Source organism: Austwickia sp. (genome assembly GCA_016699675.1).
Classification (GTDB): domain Bacteria; phylum Actinomycetota; class Actinomycetes; order Actinomycetales; family Dermatophilaceae; genus Austwickia.
In genome coordinates this window covers 2,164,946-2,183,681 of sequence record CP064985.1, presented here as the reverse complement: position 1 = coordinate 2,183,681, position 18,736 = coordinate 2,164,946, and the positions used below count along the sequence as shown (strand labels likewise).

Here is an 18,736-nt window from a genome sequence, read left to right as displayed (position 1 = left end):
CGCAGTCCTTGCGAGTTCCCTACATCTCTCCTAAGTCCGCCTGGCCGCTCCCTGCCCAGGGTCGCCACCCTCGCGATATGGGTCGACGCGCAGGACATTGCGGGGCTCATCGGCCCATTTCGCGATGGTCGCGGTACCCGCCCCCAAGCGGCTCGCCGGCTCACCGGTTCACCGGTTCACGCCAACCGGAATTCCAGCACGGCCGCGAAGCCGTCCGTGGCGTTGTGGCAGGTCAGCGAACCACCCATCCGCTCCATGAGCCAGGCCGAGGTGAACAGGCCCAGACCGAAACCCGGCGCGTCGGCGGCGTTGCTCCCGCGGAATCGCTGAGCCGTCAGCCGGGGCAGTTCGTCAGGCGGTACGCCGGGGCCGCGGTCGCGGATCGTCACGGCGTACAGGCCGGCTTCGACCACCCCGGTGACCGTGACGGGCGGGGCGCCGTACTTCGCCGCGTTGCCCAGGACGTTGTCGAAGACCTGCTGCGCCCGGCGCGGGTCGACCTCGACGAGCGCGTCCGGGAGGTCGATCGCGGCCACCATCCCCGTGGCGTCGGCGCGGTGGATGAGCTCCCTCAGCTCCGGGGTGCCGACGGGCACCGGCGCGACCGGGAGGGCCTGGAGCTGCTCGGCGTTCGCGTCGAAGAGCTCGTCGACCAGCGCGTCGATCTGGCCCACCTTGGCCAGGACCACGGCGAGGCGCTCCCGGCGCACCGGATCAGACTCCCCCACCGCGAGCAGCTCGGCGGTGGCGCCCAGGCTCGCCAGCGGGGTGCGGATGTCGTGGCCGAGCTGGCTGACGAGGGTCCGCTTGCTCTCGTTCGCCGCCCGCTCGGCCTCGCGGGCCCGCGTGAGCTGGGCCCGCAGCAGGTCGAAGCTCTCGGTGAAGGCCCCGAAGAGATGCGACCGGTCCATCCGCAGCGGCGCATCGAGGCGACCGGCCGCGATGTCGGCCGCAAACTCCTGCAAGCGCCCGAACGGCGCCACCACCCGACGGCGCAGCCAGAGCAGCCAGGCAGTCCCGACCGCGGCGATCGCACCGATCGCCAAGGCGGCCACCCGCGCGACGAATCCCAGCCGGTCGGCCGCGGCGGCCGTGCTCGGGTCGGCGACGTAGACGCGGCCCAGGGTCTGGTCGCCCCGGTTCACGTCGAGCGACACCGCCCGGGCGCGCGCCGCGGCGAACTGATCGGTGACCGGGGCGCCGCGGGCGGCCAGGACGTTCCCGGCCCGATCCACCACCGTGTAGTCCACGCCCACCCCGTCCAGGGCCGCGGTGTCGAGCCTGCCCCAGCTGCGCTCGGCCGTGCGGGCGAGATCGTTCGCGGCGGCCACGTCCACCGCCGGCAGGGGCCGCGTCACGGTCCACATGAGCACGCCGACCGCGAGGGCGGCCAGCACCCAGAGGCCGAGCAGCATCGGCCACGTGCGCAGCCGCTGGCGCGAATCGGGCCGCACCCCGACAACCCGCGCGCCCCCGGCCCGTCGTACGCCGTCGATCTGGCCCACCGCGCCGGCGCGTTCCCCCCTCACCCGCCCGGCCCCTCGAAGAGATAGCCGCGACCCCAGACCGTGCGCAGGTAGGTGGGATGCTCGGGGTCGGGTTCGATGCGGGTCCGCAGGCGCCGGACGTGCACAGTCAGGGTGCCCTCGCCGGTGATGGCGTCCCCCCAGACCCCGACGAAGAGGTCCCGCTTGGTCAGCACCTTGCCGCGGTGTTCCAGGCAGTAGCGCAGCAGCCGATGCTCCATGGCCGGCAGCACCAGCTCGCAGCCCCCGACCCAGAAGCGGTCCGCGGCGGGGTCCCAGCGCAGGTGGCCGTCGTCGTACCCCGTCGGCGCGGCCCCCGCGTCGTCGAGGCGGGTCAGGATGCGGCGGACCTTCGCCAGCAGCACCGACAGCGAGAACGGTTTGCGCAGGTAGTCGTCCCCGCCGAGGCTCAGCGCGAGGATCTCGTCGTCGTCGCTGCGCCGCGCCGAGAGGAAGACGATCGGGGTCTGCGCGGTGCCCGCGTCGGTGCGCAGCCGCCGGCACAGGTCGAACCCGGTCAGACCGGGGAGGTTGACGTCGAGCAGGATGAGCCGCGCGTCGTCGCGGCGCAGGCGCCCCAGGGCGTCCTCGGCTGAGCCGGCCCAGGTCGCGGCGAGGCCGAACGCCGCCAGATAGTCCACCGTGCTGCGGGCCAGCTCCTCCTCGTCGTCGACGATGAGGACGTCGTACGTCGTCATCGCGCACCTCCCGCGGGTGAGCCCGGCCCTGCCCCGAGGCTACCCGCGCCCAGGCCGGCGGCGGCTGACGCCGACTCAGCGGCGCCAGGACGGATCGCGGCCGAGGAAGGCGAACAGCCGGTCCTGTTCGGTCGCGTCGTCGGGCACGGGCTGGCGCTCCCCGAACTGCCCCGAGGGCCGCAGGACCTCCTCTGCCGCGGTCATGCCGACGAGCGCCTCATGGACGTACGCCGGGTCGAGCCGGTCATCCAGGCCGTTGGAGCGGGCCAGGTCCCAGGTGTGGAAGAAGACGTCCCCGGTGTAGATCCGGTCGATGAGCACGGGCACCGGGTTCTCGCCGGTGTGCGCGTGCCGATGGATGATCGCCATCGTCGCGGGGTCGTCGAGCAGGCCCTGGATGGCGCCCGCGAGCGCCGCCCAGCTGGCGACCGGATCACTTGCGGCCGAGGGGATCTCGCCCAGGTCGACGCAGTCACCGAGCACGTCCTTGATCCAGGTGAGGTGGGCCACCACGTCCCGCGCGACCCACTCCTTGACCGGCGTGGGGGCGTCCCAGTCGGTCACGGCGTCCACCCGCGCGGTGAATCCGGCGGCGACCGTGCGGAACTTGTCGGGGATGGCCTGCTGCGGCAGCGCGGTCACGCCGGGCTCCCCTCGGCGAGCAGCGTCGGGAGCAGGGCGTCGAGCTTGGCGTACCCGTCATTGACGCCGGTCTCCATCCCGCTGTCCAGCCAGGCGTCGCGGCCCTCGAAGGAGTCGACGAGGGACTGGGCGTGCAGGCGCGTCCAGCCGTCGCCGAGGTCCTCGAACGTCAGGGTCTCCAGGGACACGCCGTCCGGCTGGCCCTCCCAGGTGAAGGTCTGGACGATGCGATCCGGCCGGACCTCGTGGAAGCAACCGTGAAAGCCGTACTCCTCCAGCGCATCCCCCTCGCCCCGGTGGTTGACGAAGCGCCAGCTCCCGCCGGTGCGGGCGTCCCAGTGCTCGATGCGGGTGCCGATGTCGGCCGGGCCGACCCAGCGGGCGTAGATCTCGGGATCGGTGTGCGCCCGGAACAGCTGGGCGGGCGTGGCCTGGAAATCCCGGGTCATGCGGATCAGGGGAACCTGCGCGTCGGCCTCGATCCGGGCGGCGGTCAGGTGCTGGGTCGTGGTCATGGCTGCTCTCCTTGCTCCGTGGGGTGAACATGGGTCGGGACAAGCGGGTCGTACGTCGGGTGACCGCGTCACTCGTCGCCGAGCTGGGCGAGCACCGCCGCCAGGCGGCCGTACCGCTCCTCCGCCCGGCGCTGGTAGCGATCGATCCATTCGGTCATGGCGCGCAGTGCCGCCGCCTCCAGATGCACGGGACGGCGTTGCGCCTCGCGGGTGCGCGAGACGAGCCCGGCGGCCTCGAGCACCTTGAGGTGCTTGCTGACCGCCTGCAGGGTCATGTCGTAGGGGGCGGCCAGCTCCGAGGGGGTCGCGTCGCCGATCGCGAGCCGCGCGACGAGGTCTCGGCGCGTCGGGTCGGCGAGGGCGGCGAACGCCTTCGACAGCTGATCGTCCATGCGATCCTTTCTCAACCAAGTGGTTGATTAAGACGCTAGCCCCCGTCCTTGACGGTTTTCAACCAAAAGGTTGAATAAGCGATGCGGCGGCCGATCGCAGCGGGCGGCAGAATCGGGTCGTGCGGTGTGGGTACTTCGAGGCGGGCGCCTGTGGTTCCTGTGTCCGGCTCGCGACGCCGTACGCCGCGCAGCTGGCCGCCAAGGACGCCGCCGCGCGGCGGCTTCTCGGCGAGCACGCGGATCTGGCCTGGTCGGCCCCGTGCGCCTCGGCGGAGGACCGCTTCCGCGCCAAGGCCAAGATGGTCGTCGCCGGCACGCCGCAATCCCCCACGCTCGGGATCCTCGCCGCGGACGGGTCGGGTGTGGACCTGCGCGGCTGCGGCATCGTCGGGCCGTACGCAGCCGCAGCCCTGCCGGTCCTCGCGGGCTTCATCGCGCGGCTGGGCCTGCGGCCGTACGACGTGGCGGCCCGCACCGGGGAACTCAAGGGCATCCAGGTCATCGAGACGCCGCCCTCCGACACGCAGGGCACCCGCGAGACCCCCGACGACTCGAATGGCGCTGGCATCACGGCCGGTTCGGCACGACCCGAGGGCGCCGAGGCGATGATCCGCTTCGTGCTGCGCTCCGAGGGCCAGCTCGGCAAGATCCGGCGGGGGCTGCCCGACCTGGCCGCGGACCTGGTCGCCGCCGGCCTCCGCGCCCCGCACGTCGTGTCCGCCAACCTGCTCCCGGCCCACGCGGCATTGGCGGAGGGCCCGGGTCCGGACGTGATACTGACCGACGAACACACCCTCCCGATGCGGGTCGGGGACGTCACGCTGCACCTGCACCCGGGGGCGTTCCTACAGACCAACACGCAGGTCGCGGGGGCGCTCTATCGGCAGGCCGCTGACTGGATCGCCTCCGCCGCGCCCCAGTCGGTCCTCGACCTGTATTGCGGCGTGGGCGGATTCGCCCTGCACGCGGCGCGGGCGCTGGGCGGGGCCGCCCCGGACGCGCCTACCCACATCACCGGCGTCGAGGCCGCCGAGGCGGCCGTGGCCGGGGCAACGGCCGCCGCCCACAGCGCCGGCCTGGCCGCGCGGTTCGTGCCGGGCGACGCGACGGCGTACGCCGAGGCGCTTCGCCGACACCCGGACATGGTGATCGTCAATCCGCCCCGGCGCGGCATCGGCCCCCGCCTGGCGGCCTGGCTCGAGGACAGCGACGTGGCGACCGTCGTCTACTCCAGCTGCAACCCGGTCACTCTCGCGGCCGACCTGGCGCGGATGCCGTCGCTCCGACCGACCCGCGCCCGGCTCTTCGACATGTTCCCGCACACCGACCACGCCGAGGTGCTGGTGCTGCTGGAGCGTCGTGACCAGACCCGGAAGGTGAGCTCCGGCCCCTGTCGCTGATACGCCTCCCGATGTATCGTGGGACGTAGTAGTTGCCGTCAGCGGAGCCGCACAGAGAGGGACACGCATGGCCGACCCCACCACCTTCGGCGGCCCCCGAGCGCTGGTCCTGACCTCGCTGTCCGGCGGCCCCAAGCACGGCTACGCGATCATCGAGGATGTCGCCGCGCTCTGCGGCGTGACGATGGGGCCCGGGACCCTCTACGGCGCGCTCACGGCGCTGGAAGAGCAGGGCCTGATCGCGCCGCTGCCCCCGCAGGGCCGGCGCCGCCCGTACGAGCTGACCCCGGCCGGGCGCACCGTCGCCGCCGAGCACGAAGCGGCCTGGCGGCTCCTCGTGGCCGCCCTGGACGAACGCGGCGGCCGAGCGCCGACCCGCCGAGCCGCGGGCGCCGGCCCCGCACGGCGTACGTCGCGTCCCGGCCGAGCAGCGCACGGCCTAGCCCTGCCGGGAGGTGCGACATGAGACGCCTCCTCCTGGCGCTCTACCCGGCGAAATGGCGGCACCGCTACGGCGCCGAATACCTCGACCTGCTGCGCGAATTGCCCCTGTCCCCCAGACTCGTCGGCGACGTCCTGCGCGGCGCGGCACGGGAACGCGTCAGGGCGATCTCCACCTTGGCCCCGGCGGCGAAGTCAGCCCTCCTGGTCGCCGCGGGCCTCGTGCTCACCTGCCTGTTCTGGGCCTGCTGGCACGACATCTACGCCGAGGCCGACGCCGGCAGCGAGTGGCGCGCCGCGACGGTGACTGCGGTGCTGCTGGGCCTTATCGGTCTGTTGTGGGTGTGCCGCCGGGACCGCGCGACCGCGGCACCGGGCGTCCTCATGGTGGGGGCGTCGGCGCTGGCGCTGTCTTGGCAGTACGGCGTGGGGGGCATGCCGGCTTGGTCCGCCGCGGTCTTCCCGCTACAGGTCGCCCTGACGGCCTACGCCGTCGCGCTCGCCGGTGCGCTGGCGGTCTTCGTGCGCGACGTACGCCGTGAGCTGCGCAACGCCACGGCGACCGCGACGGCTACTTCGGCGCCGCCACCGGGCGCGACACCGGCGCCTGGCTGACCGTCGGGGCGGGGGCGGCTGCGGCCGCCGATGGGGCGATAGTGGCTGCTGACGACGCCCCCGCCGGCGGGGCGAGCCGTGGGCGATTCCAGACGGCGACCGCGAGCCCGAGGAGCCCGATCGCGAAGAGCACCACCCAGGCGCCGACGCTGCGCGTGGCTACCCCGAGCATGATCGCGGCCAGCATGGCGACGACCCCGAGCCAGAAGAGGCATTTGGCGGTGCGTTCCGACGCCTCGCTGTAGTGCTTTCCCATGGCTCTCCCTCGCTCGGACGGCTGCGGTCGCCGGTGTTCGTGCCCTTGCCGGACACGACTCGCCGGCCCGCGCAACGGATATCCCGCGGGCGCTCCAGGGAGACGCTCCGATGCTAGCTGCCCACGGTGAGATACGCCTCTGCGCGGCCAGCCCCGCACGCCGTACCCTCGTCTCCCGCACTGCCGCTCCCGCACGCGAGCGGCGCACCGCCGGCCGGAGGAGGGACCAGGTGCCCGTCAAGATTCCCCGCGATCTGCCCGCACGCGCCACGCTGAACGCGGAGAACGTGTTCCTCATGTCGGAGGACCGCGCCGGCCACCAGGACATTCGCCCGCTGCGGATCGCCATGGTCAACCTCATGCCCACGAAGGTGGACACCGAGACACAGGTGTTGCGGCTGCTGAGCAACTCGCCGCTGCAGGTGGAATTCACGCTCGTGCGGATGCGCTCGCGGGAGTCGACGCACACCTCGAGCGAGCACCTCGAGGCGTTCTATACGACGTTCGACCGGGTGCGCGACGACAAGTTCGACGGCCTCATCATCACCGGCGCCCCCGTCGAGCTGATGCCGTTCGAGGACGTCGACTACTGGCCCGAGCTCGTCGACATCATGGAGTGGTCCAAGGAGCACGTGTTCTCCACGCTGCACACCTGCTGGGGCGCCCAGGCCGGGCTTTACCACCACTTCGGCGTGCCCAAGTTCGAGCTGGCGGAGAAGATGTTCGGCGTCTTCGAGCACCGGGTCCTGGAGCGGCACGCACACATCGTGCGGGGCTTCGACGAGGTCTTCCCCGCGCCGCATTCGCGCCACACGGGCGTCGGGCGGGAGGCGATCCTCGCCGCGGACGGGCTGGAGCTGATCGCGGAGTCCGACGTGGCCGGCGTCTACCTGGCCACGAGTCGCGACCAGCGGCAGCTCTTCGTGACCGGTCACCCGGAGTACGAGCGGCGCACCTTGCAGGCCGAGTACGACCGCGACGTGGCCCGCGGGCTGCCCATCAAGGTGCCGGTCAACTACTTCCCGGGCGACGACCCCACCCAAAAGCCCCTGGTCACATGGCGCAGCCACGCGTTCCTGCTCTACTCGAACTGGCTGAACTACTACGTCTACCAGCGCACGCCGTACGATCTGTCCGCCATCCCCAAGCCCGCCGCGCCGCCGGAGTAAGCCCGGCGGCCCAGCCGGCGGCGGCGGGGCGACCGAACTCACCGGGACGGATCTGGCCAATCCGGTTGCCGCTCGTCGGCGCGCCCTGGACAGTGGCGAGCATGGACGACGTCATGAGGCTGGAGACCCTAGCCGTGCACGCCGGCCGTGCAGACCTGGTGACCCTGGGGCTCCACGTGCCGCCCATCGACCTATCCAGCACCTACCCGGTGCCGTCGGTCGCCGCCGGTGGCGCGGCGTACGACCTGCTCGCCTCGGGTCGCGTGCCCGACCCGGGGCCGGAGTCCGGCGGGCTCATCTATCAGCGCCTCTGGAATCCCGGCGTCGCCCGCTTCGAGACCGCGTTGGCCGCGCTGGAGGGGACGGCCCAGGCGGTCGCGTTCGCCTCCGGCATGGCCGCCGTCGCCGCGGCCATCCTCGCCGCCCGGGAGCAGGGCTCGGCCGCTGGGCGCGGGGCGCACGTCGTGGCGGTCCGGCCGCTGTACGGCGGCACCGACCACGTGCTCGCCACGGGGCTGCTGGGAACGGAGACGACGTTCTGTACGCCGGACGGCGTGGCCGCCGCGATCCGGCCGGACACCTGTCTGGTGATCCTGGAGACGCCGGGCAACCCCACGCTGGATCTGGTCGACATCGCCGCGGTCGTCGCGGCGGCGGGCGGCCGCGCGAATGGAAAGGGTACGGCGGGTGCGGGCGAGGTGCCCGTGCTGGTGGACAACACGTTCGCCACCCCGGTGCTGCAGAACCCGGCGGCGCACGGCGCGACGCTGGTGCTGCACAGCGGCACGAAATACCTCGGCGGTCACGGCGACGTGGTCGCCGGCGTGGTGGCGTGCGACGACACCTGGGCCGCGGCGCTGCGCCGGGTCCGCGCCGTCACCGGCGGGCTGCTGCACCCGCTCTCGGCGTACCTCCTGCACCGCGGCCTGCAGACGCTGCCGATCCGCGTCCGGGTGCAGCAGGAGACCGCCGCCCGGCTGGTCGACTGGCTGGCGACGGACGCCCCGCACGTGGCCGGGGTCCGCCACCCCGGCCTGCCCGGCTGCGACCCGCACGGGCTGGTCGGCTCCGAGGGGCAGATGCGGGGGCCCGGGGCGATGATCGCCGTCCAACTGGCGGGCGGTCCGGAAGAGGGTTTCCGGCGGGCCAGCGCCGTCGTCGAGCGGGTCCGGGTCTTCACGCACGCCGTGTCGCTGGGCGGGGTGGACTCGCTCATCCAGCACCCGGCCGCGCTCACCCACCGTCCGGTCGCGGCGGAGGCCAAGCCGGGCCAGGACGTGCTGCGGCTCTCGATCGGCCTGGAGTCGTATGAGGACCTCCGCGCCGACCTGGAGCGCGCCCTCAGCTCGTGATGTCCTTCCCGGCGAACCGGGCCCACGCGAGCGCCCAGAAGAAGATGGCATAGCAGAGGTCGACGAGCAGGCCACGCCCGATGGCCTCGGTCGCGATCGGGTCCCGGAGCAGGTCGCCGAACGCGAGCCATTCATGCACGATCAGGTATGGCGCAAGCCAGTCGACCTGCGGGATCGCATCAAGGATCCACGACACGATCGTGACGATCATCAGGGCCACCGCGGCGGCCATCGGCTGCTCGGTGAGGGTCGAGATGAACAGGCCGACGGCCGCCAGCGCGGCGAGCCCGGCGCCCAGATAGAGCACCACCAGGATCAGCCTGACCACGGCCGTCGAGAACGGCAGCTGGCTGCCCGACAGGCTCGTCAGCGGACCCGTCCCGAACATGACGATGCCGACGATGGCGCCCACGACGGCGACGAGCGTCACGGCCCAGACGGCGGCGACCACCAGCGACAGGTACTTCACCACCAGCAGCCGGGTCCGCCCCACCGGCACCGTCAGGAGGTACCGCAGGGTGCCGATGTTGGCCTCGCCGGCAACCGAGTCGCCGGAGACCATGGCGATGGCCAGCGGAAGGAACATCGTCATCTCGACCGTGAGCGCGGCGAACGCGACGAACAGGCCGTTGGCCGTGATCGAGGAGAGGAAATCGGGGCCACGGCCCGCCCGGGGTTGGCTCACCTTGACCGCGATCGCCATGATGATCGGCACCGACGCCAGCACGGCAAGCCCGGCCTGATTGCGCCGCCGACCTGCGATGAGGGCCAGTTCGGAACCCAGGAGACGCCAGGGGCTCAGCCGGGGCCGCGCCGTGCCGGCAACCGCCGCCCCGGTCGGCGCGCGCTCCGGCCCCCGACCGCTGGCGGGCGCCCCTGTGGCGACCGTGTCAGGCGTCGACATCGAATCCCTCCCCGGTCAGCGACACGAATACGTCCTCCAGGCTGGGCGCGGCGGCGACGAATCCGCGGACGGGCACGCCGGCGGCAACGAGCGCGGCGACGATCGCCTCGGGTGCAACGGCGGCCGGTACGCCGGAGGCGGCGGAGGCCGAGGTCCTGACCTGTTGCACCCCCAGCCGGCGCAGCACGGCTGCCGCCTCGCCGGGGTCCGAGGTGTCGACGCGGACCTGCGACGCCCCCCTCGGCAGCACGTCGCGCACCGGCCCCTGGGCGACGAGGCGGCCGGCACGCATGATGCCGAGGTGCGTGCACACCTGCTCGATCTCCGCCAACAGGTGACTCGACACGAAGACCGTGATGCCGTCGGCGGCGAACGACGCGATCAGCGAGCGAACCTCTCGGGTGCCCTGGGGGTCCAGGCCGTTGGTCGGTTCGTCGAGAATCATGAGGTCCCTGGGGACGAGCAGCCCCGCCGCGAGCGCGAGGCGCTGCTTCATCCCGAGTGAGTAGGCGCGATAGCGCTTGCCGGCCGCGTTCGCCAGGCCCACGCGATCCAGGGCCGCGCCGATGCGCGCCCTGCTGGTGCGCCGATCGGCGCGCGCGTCGGCCGCGTCGAGACGAGCCAGATTGGCCCGCCCCGACAGATAGGGATGAAACGCCGGGCCCTCCACCAGAGAGCCCACCCGATGCAGCACCGCCGTCGGCTCGCGCAGCACGTCGACGCCGAGCACCTCGGCCGACCCGTGCTGCGGCCGGATCAGCCCCAGCAGCATGCGGATCGTGGTGGTCTTGCCCGAGCCGTTGGGGCCGAGGAAGCCATAGACCGCGCCTCGAGGCACCGCCAGGTGCACGTCGTCGACAACCGTGCGATCGCCGAACCGCTTGGCCAGTCCCGTCGTGGAGACCGCCAGTTCGCTCATCGACTCGACAGCGCCTCGTAGAGCTTGCTCGGCGCGACCGCGCCCACGGCGTACCGGCCGTCACTCGTGATCACCGCGCACAGCAGGTTCGTCTCGAGGAGGCGACCCGACCCCCAGCTCCCCGAGACCTCGGGCAGCGTGGCCATCAGGCTCTGGAGCTGATCAGCCGCCGCGCCCTTGTCGCCGGTGCCGCCCCTGCCGTCCGGGGTGCCCACCGAGGACTGGCCGGTGGCCGTTGGCGCCGGCATCGTTCCCGTCACGACCGACGTCCAGCCGGTGCCGACGATCCGTGGCCGGGCGGCCGCGGGGTTGGCAGAGGCAGAGTTGGTCGCCGCGGGGGCACGCTTCGCGGCGCCGTCGGGATGCTGCGCGGCTTGCTCCAGGCTGGCCTCAGTCACGGTGGTGTCCGGCGGTGGCGTAAACGTGAACTGCCGCGCGTCCGGCGTGCCGAAGTCGACGGCCGTGAAGCCCACGTCGATGGCGGCCTTGCTGGGGTTGGCGGCCTTGCTGCCGAAGACCTGCACGCGCAGCGGGACGCGCTTCTCGCCGTCGATGGCGATGTGCACGCTGCTGACCAATGCCGCGCGATCGCGAGGGGTGAGGACGAGTTCGTACGCCGAGCGACCCGCGACCGTGGCCGTCCCGCCGGTGCTGACCTCGGTCGACGGGTCGAGCTTCGCCAAGGCCAGCTTGGCCGCCTCGTCGGGCGTCGCGGGCATCGTCACGCCCGACGGAAGGGCGGGCGGTGTGGGGTGGCTCTTGGCAGTCGCCTCCGCGGGCAGCCGGTAGTGCACGGCCTTCTTGTCCCTGCTGGACCACAGCCACACGTCAGGGCCGTTGCGGATGACGTCGCTCTCGCCCAGTTCGGTCACGAGCGCCAGCCGGCTCGCGGTCGGCCCTGCCGACCAGACCCGCCAGGTATGCGATCCGGTGCCGAGCGCCAGGAGGCCCTCCGTGGAGGCGAGGTCCCCCGCGGCGGCCTTGGTCGGCAGAGCCGGAAGGCCCAGGTCGGCGGATTGCACGACGGTCCCGGAGAAGCTGGTGACCTGAGTCTTCTGGACGTCGGCGATGAGGTCCGCGGCCGTTCGGTCGGGCAGGCCCGCCTCAGCGACGGCCGGGCGGGCGACCACCGCCGCCCCGCCCGCGATCACGGCGGCGACGACGCCGGGGACGAGCCAGCGGCGATTCGGTCGGTCGGCGAAGAAGGCTGCGCTCATGGACCCATCCTCACCCACCCCGGCTGAAGTGCTCCTGAAAGTCGCTGAACGGACGCTGAAGCCGACGGCTTCCGGGTCATCCCCGCCCACCGCGGGCCGGGTCGGCTGGTGTGTCAGGGTGATCCTGTGCGACTGCTCGTGGTCGAGGACGAGCCCGGCATGGGCAAGGCGCTCCGCCGCGGCCTGGAGGCGGAGGGATTTGCCGTCGATGTCGTCCGTGACGGAACGGCTGGGTTGGGCGCGGCCCGCTTCGGCGGCTACGACGCGGTGATCCTCGACATCATGCTGCCCGGCTTGTCGGGGTATGCCGTGCTGCGGACCCTGCGCGAGGAGGGCAACTGGGTCCCGGTGCTGATGCTGTCGGCCAAGGACGGCGAATACGACCTGGCCGACGCCCTCGACTACGGCGCCGACGATTACCTCACCAAGCCGTTCAGCTTCGTCGTGCTGTTGGCGCGGCTACGCGTGCTGCTGCGTCGCGACCCCGTGCCGCGGCCAGCGCTCCTGACGGTGGGGGCACTCAGCCTCGACCCGGCCGCCCGGCAGGTGACGCTCGACGGGACACCTATCGGCCTGGCCCGGCGCGAGTTCGCGGTGCTGGAGGAGATCATGCGGGCGCACCCCGCCCCGGCAGCCAAGGAGCACCTCCTCGACCGGGTCTGGAGCAACTCGGACGACATCCACCCCAACATCGTCGAGGTCTACGTCCGCCACCTGCGCCGCAAGCTCGGCGCGGCGACGATCGAGACGGTGCGCGGCGTGGGCTACCGGATCGCCGCATGAGCCGCGACGGCCGCAAAGACCGCGGCCAACGCGGCCCCGTCGGCCCCGGTCCTGCCCCGGCAACCACCGCCTGGGCGCGGTTGTCGCTGCGGTCTCGTTTGATGGTCATCGGCGTTTGCGGCGTGGCGACGGCACTGCTCGCCTTCGGGCTCCTGCTGTACGGCGCCGTGGCCCGCCTCGGGGCCGACGCCACGACCGGGCGGGCGCGGACCTCGGCCCGGGACGTGGCGGTGCTCGTCGAGGCGGGGCGGCTTCCGGACCCGGTGCCGGTCACCGGCGCGATCGCCGTCCAAGTGCTGGACCCCGCTCACCGGGTGCTGGCGGCGTCGTTCGGTGCCGATCGACTCACCCCGCTGCTCGACGTTGGCGATCTGAACCGCGCGCTCGGCGGCGCGGCGGTCGCTGCGCCAGGCCACCGTTCGGGCCTGTCCGGCGAACTCGTCGTGGTCGCCGTCCCGGCCGACTTGGTCACCCCCGCGCTGGGCAGTCAGCGCGTCAGCGTCGTGGCGGCCGTGCCGACGCAGGACACCGAAGGCACGCTGCAGATGCTGCGGCTCGGCATGGCCGTCGCGTTTCCCCTGCTCCTAGCCATGCTGGCGGCCATCGCGTGGCGGGTCATCGGCTCCGCGCTGGCCCCCGTAGAAGCACTGCGCTCGGGCGCCGAACGGATCCGGGGCGACGGCCGGCCGGGGCATCGCCTGCCCGTGCCACCGGCCGGCGACGAGATCCGGGCGCTGGCCATCACCCTCAACGAGATGTTGGCGAGGCTGGATCAGGCCCAGGTGAGCCAGCGGGCCTTTGTTGCCGACGCCGCCCACGAGTTGCGGAGCCCCTTGGCGACGCTGCGGACCCAGGTCGAGGTTGCCCGCCGCGTCGGGGATGCAGCAGACCTGGCGGACGACCTCCTCCCCGAGATCGACCGGCTCGCGGGGCTGGTGGAGGACCTGCTGACGCTCGCCCGGGCGACGGACGGGGCCCGCGAGCTGCGGCCGGAGACGATCGACGTGGCGACGTTCGCCGCGGAACTGGTGGACCGGTACGCCGACGCCCGCGTTCCAGTCCTCGTGGGTGCCTCCCCGGCGACGCAGTGGTACGCCGAGCGCGGCGACGTCCTTCGAATTGGGAGGAACGTGCTGGACAACGCCGTACGCCATGCCCGCACCCAGGTGCGCGTGGACGTCGGGGGACGCGCTCTGACGATCCGGGACGACGGCGACGGGATCCCTGTGGCGGAACGCGAGCGGGTCTTCGAGCGGTTCACCCGGCTCGACGAGGCTCGCGCGCGCGACGGGGGCGGCTCTGGGCTGGGGCTCGCGATCGCCCGCGAGCTCTGCCGCCGCAACGGCGGGACGATCACCATGTCCGACGCCGCCCCGGGCCTGGCCGTGACCCTGTGCTTCCCAGCACCGCCGGTGGAGTCGCCGCAACCGGTGTGATAGCCGCCGCCACGGTGTCGCCAAGTCCGCAGCGTCACAAGGACGCAGGGCGCAGCGCGCCGTCTCATCGCTGGCGTCAGCCGCGCGCGAGGTTCCGGTGCCGGGCCATCGCCGCGGCCATGTCGGGAGGCGGCTCGCCCGCGCCGTACCGCACCTCCTCGATCGCCGCCCGGACCTGCCGCGCGCACGCCTCCGGGGCCATCCGGCCGGTGCCGGTGCCGAGCCCGGGTAGGGCGAGGCGCCGTATGGCGTCGCGCACCGGCCGGCGGGCCCACTCGCCGTAACCCTCCGAGTCCGCCGGGAACACGCCGTACGCAACGAGCCGCAGCGCCGCGCGGGCGGCGAGGTAGGCGTTGACGGTGCCGTCGATCCGGCCCGGCACCCGCATCGTGGGCGCGACGAGGAGCCACGGGATCGGGCCGTGCCCCGGTACGTCGGACGTGGCGGCGATCTCGGCGCAGCCGACCGGCAGCTCACCGCCCCAGCGGGCCGCTATGCCCGTCCGGACGCGCCGCTCCAGGCCGGCGCCGAAGCCCCGCGCGTACGCCAGGTCGATCCCGCCGCCCATGAAGCCGAACGAGTTGGCGGGCGAGACGACCGCATCGCAGGCCACCGCCAGGATGTCCGCCGTCGTGACGGTCACGCCCACCATGTCGCCGCACGTCCGCTCCCACGCGGCCGTCAGCTCCGGCTCGCGGCCCACCAGCACGATCTCCACCCAGCACCTCCCTGATCGCGCCACGCTGCCCGGCGCCCGGCACCGGCCGGGCCACTCGGCAGGAGCCGGCCACAGCGCATCGACCCGCTGCTCACGAGCCTGACCGCCTGGGATATTTTCGCTGTCATGTCAGCGAAGTCGCCCTCCCCCGCCTACTCCATCCGCATCCGCGTCCGCCTCGCGGACCGACCGGGAACCCTCGGCCACCTCGCCGTGGCCATCGGCGAGGCCGGCGGCAACATCAACGCCTTGGAGGGCTTCGAGCTCAAGACGGCGTACCTGACCGAGGACGTCATCGTCTACTGCGAGAGCGAAGCTCACCAGCAGGAAGTCCTGGCGGCCGTCGAGGGTGTCGAGGGCGCGGAGGTCCTGGAGTGGGAGGACCGCACGTTCGCGCTGCACACCTCCGGCAAGATCCAGGTCGACTCCTCCGTCGAGATCCGGGGCATGGACGACCTGGCGATGGCGTACTCCCCCGGCGTGGCCCGGGTCTGCTCGGCGATCGCGGCGGACCGGGAGCTCTCGCACGAATACACGATCCGCAAGAACACCGTGGCGGTGGTGTCGGACGGTACGGCGGTGCTCGGGCTCGGCGACATCGGGCCGCACGCCGCGATGCCGGTGATGGAGGGCAAGGCCCAGCTGTTCAAGCGGTTCGGCGGCGTCGACGCCTTCCCCATCTGCCTGGACACCAAGGACCCCGACGAGATCGTCTCGATCGTCACCGCGCTCGCGCCCACCTTCGGCGGGATCAACCTCGAAGACATCGCCGCCCCAGGGGCGTTCGACATCGAGGCGCGCCTGGTGGAGGCGCTCGACATCCCCGTGTTCCACGACGACCAGCACGGCACGGCGATCGTGACCGTCGCGGGCCTGGAGAACGCTCTCAAGATCGTCGGCAAGCAGCACGGCAACCTCAAGATCGTGGTGGCCGGCGTCGGCGCCGCCGGCGTCGCGGTGAGCAAGATGCTCATGGCGGCGGGCGTGGACAACATCATCGGCGTCGACCGGCGGGGCGCCGTGCACACCGGCCGCGAGGACCTCAACGCCAGCAAGCAGTGGTTCGCGGAGAACACCAACCCCGAGAAGCTGGCCGGCACGATCACCGACGTGATCCGGGGGGCGGACGTGTTCGTCGGGCTGTCCGGGCCGGACCTGCTCACCGTCGACGACGTCAAGTCGATGACGAAGGACCCGCTGGTGTTCGCCATGGCCAACCCCGACCCAGAGATCCGGCCCGAACTCATTCAAGACATCGCCGCCGTGATCGCCACGGGCCGTAGCGATTTCCCGAACCAGATCAACAACGTGCTCGCCTTCCCCGGCATCTTCCGCGGGGCGCTGGACGCGGGCGCCACGAGGATCACCGAGAACATGAAGCTCGCCGCCGCGCGCGCCATCGCGGACGTGGTCGGCGACGAGCTGCACCCCCGCTACATCGTGCCGATCGCCTTCGACCACCGGGTGGCGCCGGCCGTCGCGGAGGCCGTACACGCCGCGGCCGTGGCGGACGGGGTGTGCCGCCCCGCACGTCGTACGCCCTGACCCCGCCGCGGCCGGCTCGGCCGCCGGCTCAGGTCGCCCGGGTCAGCCGGACTCGGCGATCCGCTTAATCGCGGCCAGCGTGGCCGGGATTCCGCTCAGCGCGGCCTCGCGGCGCTGTTCAAGTTGGGCGTTGGCGTCGTCGCCGTACTTGTGGGCGAAGAACTCGACCCCGCTGGGCAGCACCGCCCAACTCTCGGTCAGCCACGTGCGCCTTCCGTCGTCGAGCGGCTCAAGGTCGTAGCCCCAGCGCGCGACGTTGCCGCCGACGACCCACGCGAACTCGCGGGGGCGGTCCGCCGCCACCACGTCGGACTCGGTCTGCCACTCCCGCTGCGGAGTGACGTTCTTGCCGACGATGACCGCTCCCACGCGGGGGCCGCCGTCGTCCTTGTACCAGCTCTCCTTGCACACCGGACTCCACTGCCCGGTGCGCGACACGTCTGTGACCAGGTCGTACACGACCTCCGGCGAGGCGTCGATCTCGATGGACTCGCGGTGCGTGAGGGACTCCATGCCCGCCATCCTGGCCGAGCCCGGCGAAATTGTCTTGAGGTCGACACCCCCGCCGGGAAACACTCGCGACCATGCGCGGATTCGACCCGGCCACCAGCTTCGGCCCCTCGGTGACGGCCCACTACGACGACGCACCCCGCGGCGACGAGGACATGGCCGTCGACTTCCTCGCGGACGCGGCCCGCCGCTGCGACGGGACATTCGGCGCCGCCCTCGAATTCGCGATCGGCACCGGCCGGGGCGCCCTCCCCCTCGCCGCGCGGGGGGTGTCCGTTGACGGCATCGACCTCTCCCGACACATGGTCGCCCGGATGCGCGAGAAGCCGGGTGGCACCGCACTCGACGTACGGATCGGGGACATGAGCCGGCTCCGGACGGGCCGCACGTACCGGCTCGTCTACCTCGTCTTCAACACGCTGAGCAACCTGCTCACCCAGGACGAGCAGGTCGACTGCTTCCGCAATGCCGCCGCGCACCTCGAGCCCGGCGGCCGGTTCGTCGTCGAGATGGCGGTGCCGTCCGCCTGGCTGCGCGGACGCCAGTACGTCGACGCGGAGCGGGTCGACGCCGACGTCCTGGTGCTCGACGTGAACCGGTACGACCCCGCCACCCAGCGGCTCGACGAACAGCACGTGCGGATCACCGCGGACGGCGTCCGGCTTGGCCCCATCAGCCAACGCCTGTGTTGGCCCAGCGAACTCGACCTCATGGGGCGCCTGGCGGGGCTGCGGCTGGTGGAGCGGTGGGGCGGCTGGGAACGTACGCCTTACACCGGCGAGGGCCCCGCGGTCTCCGTGTACGAGCGGGAGCAGGCGGCGTGACCACCAATGCGGCCCTGTTGGCCGCCTACGACGCCCAGCTGCGTGACGTCGCGGAGGTGCCCGGCGCCGACTCCTGGGTGCGGATCGGCCCGGTGATCGCGGCCCGGTACGGCGGCGGGCGCGGCTTCATCACCTACGCGGCGCTGGTCGCCCCCGACGGCACACCGCTGGACGGGCCGGCGATCGCGGCCCTGGTGCGCGCGGTCGCGGCCCACTTCGCCGGCCAAGACGACGTCACGCACGTCGAATGGAAGACCCGAGGCCACGATCACGCCCCCGGGCTGGCGCAGGCCCTGGCCGACGTGGGGTTCGTCGCCGAGGAGACGGAGTCGGTGATGATCGGCGCGGCGGCCGCCCTGGCCGTCGACGTGCCCCTGCCGCCAGGGGTCGCGCTGCGCCGGATCACCGCAGAGGACGACGTACGTCGGATGGCGCTGCAGGAGGAGGTGTTTGGCGAGCCGATGCCCGGAATGACCGAGGACCTGCTCCGTCGGCTGGCCACCGAGCGGGATGACCTTGAGCTGTGGATCGCGGAGGATTCCACGGGCGAGATCGTCAGCGCCGGGCGCCTGGAGCCCGTCCCCGGCACCGAGTTCGCCGGGCTCTGGGGTGGGTGCACCCGGGCGCCCTGGCGGCACCGCGGCGTCTACCGCGCCCTGACGGCGCAGCGGGCCCGGGCCGCCGTGGCGCGCGGCGCGAGATATCTGCACTCGGACTCGACCGAGTACTCGCGCCCGATCCTGGAGCGGTCCGGGTTCCGGAAGGTGAGCACGACGACGCCGTACCGGTGGCGCCGCCCGTCCGCGGACTCCGATCGGAGCCCCGACGTCCCAGCGCGCCGATAGGACACCGATCGGAGCGCTGGGACCGGCAG

The 18,736-nt window shown here is 72.7% G+C and carries 21 protein-coding genes; 10 read left to right on the top strand and 11 right to left on the bottom strand.

The genetic code is table 11. The features are described from left to right. Positions 1–176: 176 nt before the first annotated feature. From IPK37_09960 to IPK37_09940, 5 genes are all read right to left on the bottom strand, one after another. The gene (locus IPK37_09960; protein QQR99395.1) at positions 177–1,529 is read right to left on the bottom strand and encodes a HAMP domain-containing histidine kinase; all 1,353 of its coding nucleotides are present in this window, start codon (positions 1,527–1,529) and stop codon (positions 177–179) included. Then, on the bottom strand, positions 1,526–2,224 hold the full coding sequence (locus tag IPK37_09955) for a response regulator transcription factor (protein ID QQR99394.1): 699 nt from the start codon (positions 2,222–2,224) through the stop codon (positions 1,526–1,528). The genes IPK37_09960 and IPK37_09955 overlap by 4 nt, the downstream gene beginning before the upstream one ends. Positions 2,225–2,299: 75 nt before the next feature. Next, positions 2,300–2,866: a TIGR03086 family protein gene (locus IPK37_09950; GenBank protein ID QQR99393.1), complete on the bottom strand. Its 567-nt coding sequence runs from the start codon at positions 2,864–2,866 to the stop codon at positions 2,300–2,302. Next, a complete protein-coding gene (locus IPK37_09945) occupies positions 2,863–3,381 on the bottom strand; it encodes an SRPBCC family protein (protein ID QQR99392.1) in 519 nt (172 codons plus the stop codon). Before IPK37_09945 ends, IPK37_09950 begins: the two co-directional genes overlap by 4 nt. A gap of 68 nt (positions 3,382–3,449) precedes the next feature. Next, positions 3,450–3,773, bottom strand: a complete 324-nt coding sequence (locus IPK37_09940; protein QQR99391.1) for a winged helix-turn-helix transcriptional regulator — start codon at positions 3,771–3,773, stop codon at positions 3,450–3,452. 119 nt (positions 3,774–3,892) lie between these two features. Between IPK37_09940 and IPK37_09935 the strand changes: the two genes are divergently transcribed. From IPK37_09935 to IPK37_09925, 3 genes are all read left to right on the top strand, one after another. Next, a complete protein-coding gene (locus tag IPK37_09935) occupies positions 3,893–5,173 on the top strand; it encodes a methyltransferase domain-containing protein (GenBank protein ID QQR99390.1) in 1,281 nt (426 codons plus the stop codon). A gap of 67 nt (positions 5,174–5,240) precedes the next feature. Further along, on the top strand, positions 5,241–5,639 hold the full coding sequence (locus IPK37_09930; protein ID QQR99389.1) for a PadR family transcriptional regulator: 399 nt from the start codon (positions 5,241–5,243) through the stop codon (positions 5,637–5,639). Further along, positions 5,636–6,229 carry a hypothetical protein gene (locus tag IPK37_09925; protein QQR99388.1) on the top strand — a complete coding sequence of 198 codons (594 nt, stop codon included), beginning with the start codon at positions 5,636–5,638 and terminating at the stop codon, positions 6,227–6,229. Before IPK37_09930 ends, IPK37_09925 begins: the two co-directional genes overlap by 4 nt. On the opposite strand, the gene IPK37_09920 is transcribed toward IPK37_09925, so the two are convergent. After that, a complete protein-coding gene (locus tag IPK37_09920) occupies positions 6,186–6,485 on the bottom strand; it encodes a hypothetical protein (protein ID QQR99387.1) in 300 nt (99 codons plus the stop codon). The genes IPK37_09925 and IPK37_09920 overlap by 44 nt on opposite strands. A gap of 230 nt (positions 6,486–6,715) precedes the next feature. Here IPK37_09920 and metA point away from each other — a divergent pair, with 230 nt between their 5' ends. Together metA and IPK37_09910 are read left to right on the top strand one after the other, a co-directional pair. Beyond that, a complete protein-coding gene (gene metA, locus IPK37_09915) occupies positions 6,716–7,654 on the top strand; it encodes a homoserine O-succinyltransferase (protein QQR99386.1) in 939 nt (312 codons plus the stop codon). Between the two features lie 101 nt (positions 7,655–7,755). Further along, positions 7,756–9,006 carry a PLP-dependent transferase gene (locus IPK37_09910; GenBank protein QQR99385.1) on the top strand — a complete coding sequence of 417 codons (1,251 nt, stop codon included), beginning with the start codon at positions 7,756–7,758 and terminating at the stop codon, positions 9,004–9,006. On the opposite strand, the gene IPK37_09905 is transcribed toward IPK37_09910, so the two are convergent. The 3 genes from IPK37_09905 to IPK37_09895 are packed head-to-tail and all read right to left on the bottom strand — an operon-like array spanning position 8,996 to position 12,046. Beyond that, positions 8,996–9,910: an ABC transporter permease gene (locus IPK37_09905; GenBank protein QQR99384.1), complete on the bottom strand. Its 915-nt coding sequence runs from the start codon at positions 9,908–9,910 to the stop codon at positions 8,996–8,998. The two genes, IPK37_09910 and IPK37_09905, sit on opposite strands and share 11 nt — an antisense overlap. Then, positions 9,897–10,829 carry an ATP-binding cassette domain-containing protein gene (locus tag IPK37_09900; protein QQR99383.1) on the bottom strand — a complete coding sequence of 311 codons (933 nt, stop codon included), beginning with the start codon at positions 10,827–10,829 and terminating at the stop codon, positions 9,897–9,899. Before IPK37_09900 ends, IPK37_09905 begins: the two co-directional genes overlap by 14 nt. Next, on the bottom strand, positions 10,826–12,046 hold the full coding sequence (locus IPK37_09895) for a hypothetical protein (GenBank protein QQR99382.1): 1,221 nt from the start codon (positions 12,044–12,046) through the stop codon (positions 10,826–10,828). Before IPK37_09895 ends, IPK37_09900 begins: the two co-directional genes overlap by 4 nt. A 126-nt stretch (positions 12,047–12,172) precedes the next feature. Here IPK37_09895 and IPK37_09890 point away from each other — a divergent pair, with 126 nt between their 5' ends. Both IPK37_09890 and IPK37_09885 read left to right on the top strand, forming a co-directional pair. Further along, positions 12,173–12,829 carry a response regulator transcription factor gene (locus tag IPK37_09890; protein ID QQR99381.1) on the top strand — a complete coding sequence of 219 codons (657 nt, stop codon included), beginning with the start codon at positions 12,173–12,175 and terminating at the stop codon, positions 12,827–12,829. Continuing rightward, positions 12,826–14,265, top strand: coding sequence for a HAMP domain-containing histidine kinase (locus IPK37_09885; protein QQR99380.1), 1,440 nt, complete (start codon positions 12,826–12,828; stop codon positions 14,263–14,265). The genes IPK37_09890 and IPK37_09885 overlap by 4 nt, the downstream gene beginning before the upstream one ends. Before the next feature lie 76 nt (positions 14,266–14,341). Here the strand turns inward: IPK37_09885 and IPK37_09880 are convergent, their stop codons facing one another. Further along, positions 14,342–14,983, bottom strand: coding sequence for a macro domain-containing protein (locus tag IPK37_09880; GenBank protein ID QQR99379.1), 642 nt, complete (start codon positions 14,981–14,983; stop codon positions 14,342–14,344). Between the two features lie 126 nt (positions 14,984–15,109). Between IPK37_09880 and IPK37_09875 the strand changes: the two genes are divergently transcribed. Further along, positions 15,110–16,528, top strand: a complete 1,419-nt coding sequence (locus tag IPK37_09875) for an NAD-dependent malic enzyme (protein QQR99378.1) — start codon at positions 15,110–15,112, stop codon at positions 16,526–16,528. Between the two features lie 42 nt (positions 16,529–16,570). On the opposite strand, the gene IPK37_09870 is transcribed toward IPK37_09875, so the two are convergent. Beyond that, entirely contained in the window at positions 16,571–17,041 is a 471-nt protein-coding gene (locus tag IPK37_09870; GenBank protein ID QQR99377.1) for an SRPBCC family protein, read from the bottom strand. A 71-nt stretch (positions 17,042–17,112) separates the two neighbouring features. Here IPK37_09870 and IPK37_09865 point away from each other — a divergent pair, with 71 nt between their 5' ends. Together IPK37_09865 and IPK37_09860 are read left to right on the top strand one after the other, a co-directional pair. Continuing rightward, a complete protein-coding gene (locus IPK37_09865; GenBank protein ID QQR99376.1) occupies positions 17,113–17,862 on the top strand; it encodes a class I SAM-dependent methyltransferase in 750 nt (249 codons plus the stop codon). Further along, on the top strand, positions 17,859–18,707 hold the full coding sequence (locus IPK37_09860) for a GNAT family N-acetyltransferase (GenBank protein ID QQR99375.1): 849 nt from the start codon (positions 17,859–17,861) through the stop codon (positions 18,705–18,707). The genes IPK37_09865 and IPK37_09860 overlap by 4 nt, the downstream gene beginning before the upstream one ends. The last annotated feature ends 29 nt before the right edge of the window (positions 18,708–18,736 follow it).